This window comes from Novosphingobium album (ex Hu et al. 2023) (assembly GCF_022832385.1).
GTDB classification, from domain to species: Bacteria; Pseudomonadota; Alphaproteobacteria; order Sphingomonadales; family Sphingomonadaceae; genus Novosphingobium; species Novosphingobium album.
Window position 1 is genome coordinate 1 of record NZ_JALHLE010000003.1, and the last position, 12,496, is coordinate 12,496.

General features: G+C 62.8%; 12 protein-coding genes and 1 tRNA gene. 2 read left to right on the forward strand and 11 right to left on the reverse strand.

Annotated features, from left to right (window positions below):
• Positions 1-234: 234 nt before the first annotated feature.
• The 4 genes from MTR64_RS02190 to MTR64_RS02205 all read right to left on the reverse strand — a co-directional run bounded on the left by MTR64_RS02190 (position 235) and on the right by MTR64_RS02205 (position 2,912).
• A complete protein-coding gene (locus MTR64_RS02190) occupies positions 235-417 on the reverse strand; it encodes an excisionase family DNA-binding protein (RefSeq protein ID WP_243990268.1) in 183 nt (60 codons plus the stop codon).
• A gap of 176 nt (positions 418-593) precedes the next feature.
• The gene (locus MTR64_RS02195) at positions 594-1,784 is read right to left on the reverse strand and encodes a tyrosine-type recombinase/integrase (RefSeq protein WP_243990269.1); all 1,191 of its coding nucleotides are present in this window, start codon (positions 1,782-1,784) and stop codon (positions 594-596) included.
• 163 nt (positions 1,785-1,947) lie between these two features.
• Positions 1,948-2,022: transfer RNA gene (locus tag MTR64_RS02200), tRNA-Asn, on the reverse strand.
• Positions 2,023-2,132: 110 nt separating this feature from the next.
• Entirely contained in the window at positions 2,133-2,912 is a 780-nt protein-coding gene (locus MTR64_RS02205; RefSeq protein WP_243990271.1) for an NAD kinase, read from the reverse strand.
• 87 nt (positions 2,913-2,999) lie between these two features.
• On the opposite strand from MTR64_RS02205, the gene MTR64_RS02210 reads away from it, so the two are divergent.
• Positions 3,000-4,331, forward strand: coding sequence for a bifunctional diguanylate cyclase/phosphodiesterase (locus MTR64_RS02210; protein WP_243990273.1), 1,332 nt, complete (start codon positions 3,000-3,002; stop codon positions 4,329-4,331).
• Between the two features lie 3 nt (positions 4,332-4,334).
• Here MTR64_RS02210 and MTR64_RS02215 read toward each other — a convergent pair whose 3' ends face one another.
• Complete coding sequence (locus MTR64_RS02215; protein WP_243990275.1) at positions 4,335-5,870, reverse strand: glycosyltransferase family 39 protein; 1,536 nt, start codon at positions 5,868-5,870, stop codon at positions 4,335-4,337.
• A gap of 59 nt (positions 5,871-5,929) precedes the next feature.
• Positions 5,930-9,403, reverse strand: coding sequence for a transcription-repair coupling factor (mfd, locus tag MTR64_RS02220; protein ID WP_243990278.1), 3,474 nt, complete (start codon positions 9,401-9,403; stop codon positions 5,930-5,932).
• 47 nt (positions 9,404-9,450) lie between these two features.
• On the opposite strand from mfd, the gene MTR64_RS02225 reads away from it, so the two are divergent.
• Positions 9,451-9,879 carry a hypothetical protein gene (locus tag MTR64_RS02225; protein WP_243990280.1) on the forward strand — a complete coding sequence of 143 codons (429 nt, stop codon included), beginning with the start codon at positions 9,451-9,453 and terminating at the stop codon, positions 9,877-9,879.
• Between the two features lie 121 nt (positions 9,880-10,000).
• Here the strand turns inward: MTR64_RS02225 and MTR64_RS02230 are convergent, their stop codons facing one another.
• The 5 genes from MTR64_RS02230 to MTR64_RS02250 form a co-directional block, all read right to left on the reverse strand.
• Entirely contained in the window at positions 10,001-10,237 is a 237-nt protein-coding gene (locus tag MTR64_RS02230) for a thioredoxin family protein (protein WP_243990281.1), read from the reverse strand.
• A 14-nt stretch (positions 10,238-10,251) separates the two neighbouring features.
• Positions 10,252-11,307: a permease gene (locus tag MTR64_RS02235; protein ID WP_243990282.1), complete on the reverse strand. Its 1,056-nt coding sequence runs from the start codon at positions 11,305-11,307 to the stop codon at positions 10,252-10,254.
• 1 nt (position 11,308) lies between these two features.
• The gene (locus MTR64_RS02240) at positions 11,309-11,623 is read right to left on the reverse strand and encodes an ArsR/SmtB family transcription factor (RefSeq protein ID WP_243990283.1); all 315 of its coding nucleotides are present in this window, start codon (positions 11,621-11,623) and stop codon (positions 11,309-11,311) included.
• 98 nt (positions 11,624-11,721) lie between these two features.
• Positions 11,722-11,991, reverse strand: a complete 270-nt coding sequence (locus MTR64_RS02245) for a succinate dehydrogenase assembly factor 2 (RefSeq protein WP_243990284.1) — start codon at positions 11,989-11,991, stop codon at positions 11,722-11,724.
• Between the two features lie 59 nt (positions 11,992-12,050).
• A complete protein-coding gene (locus tag MTR64_RS02250) occupies positions 12,051-12,476 on the reverse strand; it encodes a host attachment protein (protein WP_243990285.1) in 426 nt (141 codons plus the stop codon).
• Positions 12,477-12,496 lie beyond the last annotated feature (20 nt).

The following is a 12,496-nucleotide window of genomic DNA, read 5'->3' on the forward strand; positions in this document are numbered from 1 at the left end:
TAAATCACAACCTCAAATCTGTGCCATTGGCGCTGACGGGGAACACATGTGCTCGTGCGATTGTCTGCACCAGTTCCCGCTGCAAGGATGAGATATGCCGCCGCCGGATCGGGATCGCCGAGGCTGCATACCTTTGCGAAGGTCGGTAAATCGACAAGGAAAAGGTGGCCGCGCTTCTTTGGCCGTTTGACTGCCTTGTCGGCAATCGAATGGGCATCCTGTGGCTGGGCCATATCAGGCCGCCTTGTCGGTCGTGCCGGTGCTGACCAACTTCTTGATGCTTGCGACTTTGACCAGACGGCGAGTGCCGATAGTCACACACTCAAGCATATTGTCGGAAATCAGTTCGTAGGTCTTGGTTTTTCCAACACCCAAGCTGCGGGCTGCTTCCGCAATACTGCAAAGGACGGGTTCCATGTGCAATGTTCCTTTTGTTGGTTCCCGTCCGCAATCGCACGATTGCGCAGGAACACGTTGGGAACAGGATGATTCGCTGCGGCGGTGAGTGCAAGGATAAAATGGCTGAAATCAGCCGTTTCTGGGGATAAACATTCCGTATTATTCACTATCGCTAGGATGCCCGCTGAGCGGGGTTAGCGGGTCGCTCTGGGCGTGAACGTCAAGACTGCCGCAGCATCGCCTCCAGAGACAAATCGGCTCCAAGAATCCATCAGTTCGCGGCGTTTGTCGAAAAAGTCAGTGCGCCGATAAGCTGCTTCGACAGCCTTGGGCACCGTATGAGCGAGGGCGGCTTCGGCCACTTCGCCGGGGAGGCTCGTCTGTTCTGCCGCCCAATCGCGGAAAGTGGAGCGGAAGCCGTGCACGGTGAAGGGGGCGTCCATATCCCGTAGGACTTTCGTCAGCGTCATATCGCTCAGCGCCTTGCCGCTGCTGGCAGGGAAGATCAGGTCGGTTCCGGCACGCTTGATCGAAGCGGCCTCGCGTAACAGGGCAACTGCGGCTGGCGATAGCGGAACACGGTGGGGGCGTCGGGCTTTCATGCGCTCTGCCGGGACCGTCCAGACGGCGGCCTCCAGATCAAGTTCGCCCCACGTTGCGCCCCGGACCTCGCCACTGCGGGCGGCGGTCAGGATGGCTGCCCGCAATGCCAGTGCGCCCATGCCGCCCTTGTCCGCCAGCCGTGACATGAATGCGGGCAGTTCGGCGTAGGGCATGGCTTCGAAGTTCCCGCGCTTGGGTTGCGCGGGCAGGCGGTCGGCAACTGCGGGGCCAAGCGTGCCGATGAACAGCGCGCCATCGGGCCGCGCGAAACGCAGCGTGCGGATGATCAGGCTGCGGACCTTGCGTGCGGTTTCGGGCTTGCGCGTCCAGATCGGGCGGAGGCAGGCCGCGATGGTATCTGCGTCGATGCTCTGCACTTGCAGCTTACCAAGGGCAGGGAAGGCATAGGTCTTCAACTGCGACAGGTTCTGCTTGCGCTTGGCGTCGGAGATTTTGGCGTCCGCTGTCTTGGCTTCCAAAAAGCCCAAGGCAGCCTCGCGGAACGTCCGTGTCATTTCCTTGGGCGGCTTCAATGCCAAATGCGGATCGCGCCCGGCCACCAGTGCGGCCTTTACCGTCGACGCCTTCTCGCGCGCCTCGCCAAGTCCCACGGCACGAAGGCTTCCCAAGCCAATCTCGCGCCGGGTGCCGTTGTGCTGAATGCGAGCTACCCAGCTTGCTTGGCCGGATTCGCGAACGAATAGCACCAGCCCGTCGCCATCGTGGTGTCGGCCCGGTTTGCCGATGGCTGCCTTGATATGCGCCTGCGTTAACTTGCCCATGCCCGCCTCAAAGTTAGAGTTTGACCTGTTCCCCCATTCCGTCCCCCACTATTAGCGCGAAAGGAGGCGAAACGCAACGAACGCACGCGGGCGCTTGCGGATTAGTTTTTCTAGGTTTTTGGGGTGTTTTGCGGTCGCTGGCGAACGCCTGCGAAAAGGAAAGTGGCTCCCCGAGTAGGATTCGAACCTACGGCCATTCGATTAACAGTCGAATGCTCTACCGCTGAGCTATCGGGGAGCAGCCCTGCAGTGTCTCCACCGCGGGGCAGGGGTGCGCCTATAAGCGGCCCTTCAGGGCTTGGCAACCCCGTCCTTGAGGAAATTTCATCGAAAGTTTTCTCTGTCGATTCAGACCTGGAACTGCTCGGCGAAGATACGCTCTTCCAGCGTGTATCCGGGGTCGAACAAAAGGGTCAGTTCCTTTTCCGCAGTGGCCGTGATGCGCACCATCGAAACGTCGCGCACTTCCTTCTGGTCGGCTACGGCAGCGACCGGTCTTTTACCCGGTTCGCGAATCCGGAATTCGACTTCCGCGCTCTCAGGCAGGATCGCGCCCTTCCAGCGACGGGGACGGAACGGGCTGATCGGGGTCAGCGCGAGCATGCGGCTACCCAGCGGCAGAATCGGCCCGTTGGCGGAAAGGTTGTAAGCAGTGGAGCCGACCGGGGTGGCGACAAGAATACCATCACCGGCGAGTTCCTCCATCCGCACGCGCCCATTGATGCGCACTTCCAGCTTGGCGGTCTGACGGGTTTCGCGCAGCAAGGATACTTCGTTGATCGCGTGGTAGCTGAATTCCTGCCCGTCCTGCGTCGTGGCGTGCATGCAAAGCGGACGGACAGGCACGCGGTGCGCTTCGGCGATGCGCTGGGTTACGGGCACATGGTCGTGCTGCCCGTTCAAAAGAAATCCGACAGTACCCAGGTTCATGCCGTAGACCGGCTTGACGAAATCCCAGTCGAGCATTTCGTGCAGGACATGGAGCAGGAAACCGTCGCCGCCCAGCACCACCAGTACATCGGCATCGACGGGGGAAACCCAGGCATAGGCGTCCCTGAGCGACTTGGCGCCGGCCTGCGCTTTCGCGCTGTCCGATACGATGAGTGCCAGCTTCGGATCGTCGCTCAATCAAATTCTCCGGCTGCTGCCGTCCCAATATGGGTGGGCTGTAGAATTTTGCACCGTTTGGCAAGGGGTTTAGGCTAAAGGGCGGGCATGGGCGCACCACACCAGGAACACATTTCAAGCCATCCCCACCGGATCGAGGACCGCCTGACGGGGATACCAGGCATCGAGGCCGTGCATGACCGGATCGCCGCCTGGCGTGCCGAGCCGGCCATTCCACCGCGTTCTGCGCACGTGCATGCCATGCTGTTGGGGTTGCGTCGGCTCGAAGCGATCAACATCACCTATGGCGAAGCGGCCGGCGATGGCGCGCTGGAGGAAGTTGCGGGCCGCATCCAGCATTTCGCCTCCGAAGAACTCGATGGCTCCTGGCAGTTCGCCCGTGTCGGCGGCGGCAGTTTCCTGCTGGTTGCCAACGAGGCCTGCAGCCGGGAGCGATGGCAGCTTGTTGCCGACCAGCTAGCCGACTTGATCGCGCGTCCGATCGGAATCCCCAGCGGTATCCTGCGCCTGTCGCCCCGGGTTGCGCTGCTGCGCGCGCTGACCGGCGAGAGTGTGGAATCGATCCTCGACCGGCTGGGTACAACCTTGCAGCACCTGAGCGAGCAGCAGGGTGGCCGGCTCGCCTGGGCCGATGGCGAAGTGACACCACCAGGCCGGTCAAGCGCGCAACTGGAAGCCGACCTGTTGGAAGCCATCGACCGCGACGAGATCGAGGTGCTGTTCCAGCCCCAGTTCAGCCTGACTGATGACAGGCTGACCGGCGCCGAGGCCCTGGCGCGCTGGAACCATCCCCAACTCGGGCGGATCGGCGCTGGCGCTCTTTTCTCGATCGCCGAGCGTGCGGATTTCGTCGCGCAACTCTCTCATCATATCGCGCGCAAGGCGCTACGGGCCGCCCGCGGATGGTCGGGCGACTTGCGCCTTTCGATCAATGTCACTCCGGCAGATCTCGCCTTGGGAAGCTATGTTCGCCAGATGCTGGAACTCGTGCGTGAGAGCGGGTTTCCGCCACGCCGCCTGACACTGGAGATCACCGAGCAGGCCTTGATCAGCGACATCACGCAAACGGCGCAGATGATGGCCGAGTTTTCCGCGCAGGGCATCCGCATCGCGCTCGACGACTTCGGGGCGGGCTTCTGCAACTTCCGCTATCTCAAGGTCCTGCCGATGCATTATCTCAAGCTCGACCGCTCGATGATCGAGGGCATCACCAGCGACAAGCGCGACGTGGCGGTGCTGCGGGCGATCGTCGCCATGGCCGAAGCGCTCGATCTCAAGGTGATTGCCGAAGGGATCGAGGAAGAGGCACAGCGCGAAGTCGTGGCCCGCGAAGGCTGCACCTATTTCCAGGGCTTCCTGCGTGCGCAGCCGATGAGTTCGGACATGTTCGATGTGATGGTGCAGCAGAACGTCGCCTGACTGTCAGATACGCTCGTAGATCTCTACATCGCCGAAACGCGCGGCAAGCTGGTAGTGCGCGGCCAGCCAGCCGTCGATGTCCTTGCCTGCCTCGCGCACCCACTTGCGCCCCCGTTCCATGCGATCGGTCACGACAAAGCGCGGGATGCTGGCCATGATGCGCCCGGTCTCGTCCGTGCCGACATATCCCTGGCGACTGAGCGTCCCGATGATCGCCTTGCGAGCCAGGTTGCTGGGATAGACGCCCGCGCGCGAGAGCGGCGATGCATCGAGATAATAAAGCACGAGATGCATGTGCAGTGCCCAGACTTGCACATGTGCGCCCCCGCGCTCACGGATCCAGTCCGCCGCGTCCCGGATCGAGTGATCGATCGATTCCGGATGCCGCAACAACGCAAGCGTTCGCGGAATTCCCATAGCCAGCGCGGTCACCGGAGGGACGGCGGCCAAGGCTCCGGCAAGAGACAGGGCGATTGCGGACATCTTCTTCATGCGCGCGGCTGCGGCGATTGCGAAGGTTGCGAAGATGCCGAGGAAGGGCATGGCTTGCAGCCAGTAGTGGGGATAGGCTGCGCCGCCGATCAGCAAGGACGCCCCTACGGCAAGCAGTCCTGTCCAGGCCAAGAGAACCACTCGTGCCGCCCCCGGGCTGTCGCGGTGTACCGGCCGCGTGCTCGCCACCAACCCGGTGGCTGCGAGCAAGGTCATCGGGACATAGGTGAACGGAGCGATCTGGGCGGTGTAGTAGTATTGCGTCGCGTGAAGGCGCAGCACCTCCAGCGCGGAAAGCTGCCCCGAATAGGCCAGCGGAACGTCGATCATCGCGAGCCGGAACGTGCCGAATTCTCCGGCCAGCGCATAAATGGTCGCCAGCACCGCGGGCGGGACAAGCCCGGCCGCGCCATATGCCAGCCAGCCCAGCCTTGTACAACGCCGGGATCGCTGCGCCGATAACACGACAAGCAACAACCCGAAGGCCAGTGCCACCACCGCCAGGTTGGTCCGCGTCAGCACCGCCAACGAGGCCAGCAACCCGCATCCGGCCGCATCGCGCACACCGATCGCATCGTTCCGGATCAGCAGCCAAACGGCAGGCATAAGGAAGGCAATGGCGGGTAGTTCCGAGCTCGTATCTAGCCCGATCACGCCCGAGCACAGCGCCACTGTCATCAGAGCCCCTGCCAACGCCGGCCAACCGCCCACGGCACGGCGCGCGATCAGGAACACGAAAAAGGAGGCGATGAATACGGACATGGCACCGATCGCGCGGATCGCGAGCAAGCTCTTGCCGAACATTGCGATGACCGCTCCGAACAGCAGGAAGACCATGGGCGGCTTGAGATCAAACTGATGGACGAAAGGCAGGTGACCCTTCGCCACATCCGCTCCCATCAGCATGTAGGCCCACTCGTCCGAATCGATGTGTTCGGTCAGAAACGTACCGGTGCGCACAAGCAGAACGACCGCCGCGATTAATAGCGCAGCGGGCAGGGGGGAGACGCCCTTCGACGTTTCCGCAGAGGTGGAAGGCAAGGCCATTCTGGCCGTGACTGCCTGAAATTGCTTGCAATCGCGTTACGCGGCAACCGCCCGCAGGATCAGCCCGCCTTGCGGGCGACGGAGGCGAGGCCCTTGGTCAACTGGAACAGGCCGTTAAGACGGCTTTTGGGATCGCCCCATGCACGCGCGAGCACCAGCTTGTTGTCCGGCCGCAGCTTCACCGTGCCCTGCAGCCGCTCGGCATAGGCGATCAGGCCCATCGGGTTGGGGAAGCTGTCGTTGTGGAAGCTGACGAGCGTGCCGCGCGGGCCCACGTCGATCTTGGCGATATGCGCCTCGATCGCCTGCCGCTTAATCTGGATGAGCTGGATCAGGTTGGCAGTGGCGGCGGGCAGGTCGCCGAAACGATCGATCATCTCGGCAGAAAGCGATTCGATCTCCTGCTGGCTGTCGGCATCGTTGAGACGGCGGTAGAGCGCCATGCGCACCGCCAGATCGGGCACGTAGTCGTCCGGGATCATGATCGGCGCGTCGACGGTGATCTGCGGTGACAGGCCCGAGGTGTCCTTCTCCAGCCCCACACCGCCCGCGCGCGCTTCGAGAATCGCGTCTTCCAACATTGACTGGTAGAGTTCGAAGCCGACTTCGCGGATGTGGCCGGACTGCTCGTCGCCCAGCAGGTTGCCGGCGCCGCGAATGTCGAGATCGTGGCTGGCGAGCTGGAAACCTGCGCCGAGACTATCGAGATCGCCCAGCACTTTCAGACGCTTCTCGGCAACTTCCGATAGCTGCTGGTTCGCGGGCGTCGTCAGATAGGCATAGGCGCGCAGCTTGGAACGGCCCACGCGCCCGCGAAGCTGGTAGAGCTGGGCAAGGCCGAAGCGGTCTGCGCGGTGGATGATGATCGTGTTCGCGCGCGGAATGTCGATGCCGCTTTCGACGATCGTGGTGGAGAGCAGCACCTCGTACTTGCCCTCGTAGAACGCGCTCATGCGCTCTTCCACTTCGCCTGCGCCCATCTGGCCATGCGCGGTGATGAACTTCACCTCGGGGACGTGCTTGTGCAGCCAGTCCTCGACTTCGGGCATGTCCGAGATGCGGGGCACGATGATGAAGCTTTGGCCGCCGCGATGATGCTCGCGCAGCAGCGCCTCGCGCATCACCATGTCGTCCCATTCCATCACGTAAGTGCGCACCGCGAGGCGGTCGACCGGCGGGGTCTGAATGGTGGAGAGTTCGCGCAGACCGCTCATCGCCATCTGAAGGGTGCGCGGGATCGGCGTGGCGGTAAGCGTCAGCACATGCACGTCGGTGCGAAGCTGCTTGAGCTTTTCCTTGTGCGTGACGCCAAAGCGCTGCTCCTCGTCGACGATGACGAGGCCGAGCCGCTTGAACTGCACCGATTTCGACAGGATCGCGTGGGTACCGCAGACGATGTCGACGGTGCCGCTCGCGAGTCCCTCACGAGTGGTGCGGGCTTCCTTCTCGGGCACGAGGCGCGAGAGGCGGCCCACGTTCAGCGGGAAGCCGTTGAAGCGCTCGGCAAAGCCGGAATAGTGCTGGCGCGCGAGCAGGGTGGTCGGTGCCACCACCGCCACCTGCTGCCCAGCCATGGCGGCCACGAAAGCCGCACGCAGCGCCACCTCGGTTTTGCCGAAGCCGACATCGCCGCAGACGAGGCGGTCCATCGGCTTGCCTTCGGAGAGGTCGCCCAGCACGTCCTCGATCGCGCGGTCCTGATCCTCGGTTTCCTGCCAGGGGAAACGGTCGACGAATTGGTCGTAGGCCGAACCCTCGGGCACCAGCACCGGCGCTTGCCGCAAGGCGCGCGCGGCGGCGGTCTTCATCAACTCGCCCGCGATCTCGCGGATACGTTCCTTGAGACGCGCGCGGCGCTTCTGCCACCCTTCGCCGCCCAGCTTGTCGAGCGCGACGCCCTCACTCTCGCTGCCGTAGCGCGAGAGCACATCGAGGTTCTCGACCGGAATGTAGAGCTTGTCGCCGCCCGCATAGGTCAGCATCACGCAGTCGTGCGGGCTCTGGCCCACCGGGATTGACTGCAGGCCTTCGTAGCGGCCGATGCCGTGGTCCATGTGGACGATCAGATCGCCCGGCGTCAGCGCCGAGAGTTCGGCGAGGAAGGCGTCGGAATCCTTGCGCTTCTTCTTGCGGCGCACAAGGCGGTCGCCGAGGATGTCCTGCTCGGTGACGACTTCCAGCGCATCGTTCGAAAAGCCGGTTTCGAGAGGCAGCACCAGCGCGGCGGAGCGGCCCTGCACCGCAAGGCCCAGCGCTTCCTGCCAGGTATCGGCCAGACGCAGCTCCGGTCCCTGCGCTTCGCCCAGAATGGAGACGAGGCGCGCCCGGCTGCCTGTGGAATAAGCAGCGAGGATTGCCTTGCGTCCGGACTTGCCGATCGCCTGCAGGTGTTTGGCCGCGGCCTCATAGGCATTGTCGCCGCGCGCCCGCTCGGGCGTGAAGTCGCGGGCATTGCCGAAGCCGAAGTCGATGACCTTGTCGCTTTCGGGCTTGGAGAAAGGATCGGCCTGATGGACCGGAAAGCCCGCGAGCGCCTGCCGCAATTCCTCCTCGCCCAGATAGAGCGCATCGGTCGCCAGCGGGCGGTAGCTGCCCGCCTTCTGGCCGGAAGTGTCGAGGCGGGCCTTGTGATAATCGGCAATGTCGCCGAGCCGCTCCTCCACCGCGCCGATGGCGGACGTATCGGCGACGATCAGATCATCGTGCGACAGGTGGTCGAACAGCGTGACGAGCCGTTCCTCGAACAACGGCAGCCAGTGCTCCATGCCCGCAAGCCGCCGCCCGTCGCTGACCGCCTGATAGAGCGGATCGCCGGTGGCATTGGCGCCGAACATCTCGCGATAGCGGCTGCGGAAGCGCTTGACGGTATCCTCGTCGAGCAGGGATTCGCTGGCGGGCAGCAGCAGGAACTGCTCGATCGTGCCGGTCGAACGCTGGGTGCCGGTATCGAACAGGCGCAGCGTTTCCAGCTCGTCGCCGAAGAAATCGAGCCGCAATCCGCCATCGAGCCCGGACGGCACGATATCGAAGATCGAGCCGCGCACCGCGAACTCGCCCGCATCGATCGCGGTATCGCTGCGCTGGTAGCCCTGACGCCGCAGCAGCGCGATCAGGCTTTCGTGACCGATCTCCATGCCCGGCTTGATGAGGCGCACCGATTCCCGAATGCGGAACGGCGTGAGCACGCGCTGCAGGACAGCATTGGTGGTCGTGACCAGCAGCTGCGGGCCACTGCGTTTCGCCTGCAGCCGGTGCAGCGCCGCCAGCCTGCGCGAAGAGACCGACAGCGCCGGGCTGGCGCGGTCATAGGGCAGGCAGTCCCACGCCGGAAACTCGATGACATCCAGTTCAGGCGCGAAGAACCGTGCCGCCTCGGCAATCGCGCTCATGGCCGCTTCGTTGTCGGCAATGAACACGGCACGGCCTTTGGCGGCGCGGGCGAGATCCGCCATGACCAGCGGCTGCGCCCCACGCGTCACCGAGGCCAGCGTAAGCGGCGTCGTGGCCGCGAGGATGCGTTGAATGTCGGGCATGTCAGGAGAGCCGCGAGATAACGGCTGCGGCGGGAAATTCAATCGGCTTGGGAGTCTTGGCGCGCGCGAGAAATTCTATCGATGGAAGGGCTGGCGGCTATTGCCATTTTTTATCTGCAAGCAGCCATTCCGGACACGCCAACATTGCTGTCATCAGCGCCTTCAGCCAGAATGAAGCCATGAACGAGGCTGAAATTTTGAAGAAGCTGCATCGTCTTGAAGTGACTGATAGTCACTTAGAGCGAAACTCGCTCGCACTGGAGCTTTCTGATACGAAGGAACCAAGGCTTTTTCGGCATCTCGTAGAACTAATTCAGCGGCCGGAACTCGTGAATAATCGCGGGATGCTTGTATACTGCCTCAAAAACTACGATTGTTCGTCGATAGTCGATTTACTGGTGGAACTTGCTGAATCTGGCAACTTCGAAGTCTCTGCAGGAGCAGAGATTATCTTGAACGAACAGCGGCTACGTTAAGCCCTTTCTGATGACCGCTCCCCCCGACTTTCCAGTCATTCGCTACGTCGCGGTACTTTCTGACATCCGCCAGTCGTTCATGGGCATGGATAATACACGAAACGACAGCCAACCCTTCAGATCACGCATTCAGCCAGCGCTTGAGGTCCTCTTCCTTGGGCAGGCCTCCGGAATGGACCACCTTGCCGTCGATGACGATGCCGGGCGTCGAAACGATGCCGTATTTGGCCATCTCGGCATAGTCGGTGACTTTCTCTACCGCGACGTCGAGGCCGAGATCGCTGGCGGCTGTCTTCACCATGTCTTCGGTCGTCTGGCACCGCTTGCAGCCCGGGCCGAGCACTTTGATGTCTTTCATGAGCGAATACCTTTTTACGAGAAGAGGGCGTTGAACAGAAAGCCGACGGCGAGGATGCCGCTGCCGACAACGGCAATGAACACGGCGATCAACTTCAGGCTGAGCACCTTGCGCAGAATGATCATCTCGGGGAACGACAGCGCGATCACCGACATCATGAAGGCGAGGACCGTGCCGAGCGCCGCGCCCTTGCCGATGAGCGCCTCGATGACCGGAATGATACCGGCGGCGTTCGAATACATCGGGATGCCGAGCAGGACCGCGGCAGGTACCGACCACCAGCTATCCGCGCCCATGATGTGCGAGAGCAGTTCGGCAGGCACGTATCCGTGAATGAAGGCGCCTGCCGCGATCCCGGCGATGATCCAGTACCAGACCTTGCCGACGATCTCCTTGACCGCGTCCCAGCCCGCCTCGAAGCGGTCGACCCAGGTCATGCGGATGTCTTCGAGTTCGGTATCGGCGGCACGCACTTCGCGCACCCAGGGCTCAAGCCAGTGCTCGAGGTGCAGGCGGCCGATGACCCAGCCCGCGACGATCGCGACCGTAAGACCAAAGGCGAGGTAGGTCAGCGCGACCTTCCACCCCACCAGTGCGAAGAGCAGACCGAGTGCGATTTCGTTCACCATCGGCGCGGCGATCAGGAACGAGAAGGTCACGCCGAGCGGGACGCCCGCAGAGACGAAGCCGACGAAGAGCGGCACGGCCGAGCAGGAGCAGAAGGGCGTGACAATGCCCAGATGCGCGGCGGCAATGTTGCCGAGCCCTTCGCGTTTGCCTGCCAGCAGGGCGCGGGTGTGCTCGGGCGAGAAGAACGTGCGCACCACGCCCATCGCGAACACCACCAGCGTCAACAGCATCAGCACCTTGGGCGTGTCATAGAAGAAGAACTCGACCGACGAGGCCAGATGGCTGCCCGGCGCGATCCCGGTCTGCGCCACCAGCCACTGCGCCGAGGGCAATAGCTGCCAGTAAAGGGCGAACCACAAGGCGAGCGCGGCAGCGAGACCGGCGAACCAGACGGCCTGCGACTTGCGCATCTGTTGCAGCGACAGGGCATGGGTGTTCATGTCAGGCAGCCTTCCTGTGGCATGAGGCGTCTTGCATTGGAGGCAGTGCCGCCAGGACGGCATCGACGACAGCGACCCACGAAGCGGGCAGGTCCGGGTTGCGGCGATAGCGCACCCATTGCGCGTCGCGCCGGTCGATGAGCAGGCCTACGGTCTTCAACCGCGTCATGTGCCGGGACATACGCGACTGGGTCGAGCCCAGCCGGTCCATGAGTTCGCACACACAATGCTCCTCACCGTCCCAGACGATTTGCAATGCACGCAGTCGGGTGGGTTCGGCCAGGGCACTCAGCAGGTCATCAATTTGCGAATCCATAGGCCATGCATATGCGTTCATCCGCATATGCGCCTTGAGGCAGATCAAGTCAGGAAGGAATTTTGGGGCCGGCCCCGAAACCTGGCACGTTTATCCGCTCAGCGCGGGATCTCGACGTAGTCAAGCTTCATCATCCGCTCGACCAGTGGGCCGCGGTATTCCTCGGGGATGGACTGCGTGCCGAGCGCCCAGGCCATGATATCGACGTCTTCCTCTTCGATCATCTTCTCGAAGAGGTCGATGTCCGCCTCGGACCATTCGGCGTGGAAGCGGTCGAAGAAGCAGCCGATCATGTAGTCGGCCTCGCGCGTGCCGCGATGCCAGGCGCGGAACTTCAGGCGGGCGAGACGGGGTGAAAGCTCGGTCATGGCCCGCGCCGATACGCTACCGCGCGGACTTGGGCAAGGTTGGCAGGAGCGGCCATGGGCTAGTGAGCGCGCAGGGCTTTTATGATCTCGTCCGGCTTGCGGCCAGTGAGCGTCTTGGTCAGTTCACCGACAAGCGCCTCTTCCAGCTTCTTGTGGTAGTGGCGGCGCATTTCGCCGAGCGAACGGGGATCGGCAATGATTACAAGTTTCTCGATCTTGTGGGCCAGCACTTCCGAATTGAGCCAGTGCGCCACCGCGGATGCGTGGGCTGCTTCCTCGAGTTTTTCGAGCCGTCCGGGCGGCGCGCCGAGTTGCAGGCGCGACACCTTATCATGGTCGTTACCACCTGAGCTGTAGTCGGTCGCTTCAAGGACAGGAACGTCGATCGCCGTCAGGTCTGGATCGGCCTCGGTTCCAGCGTTGCGGTAGAGCTCGAAGTGCTCTCCATCGACAATGGCAAACATTGTTCCGTGCGGTAAAAGCATGGCATATTCCTCTCTTCAGA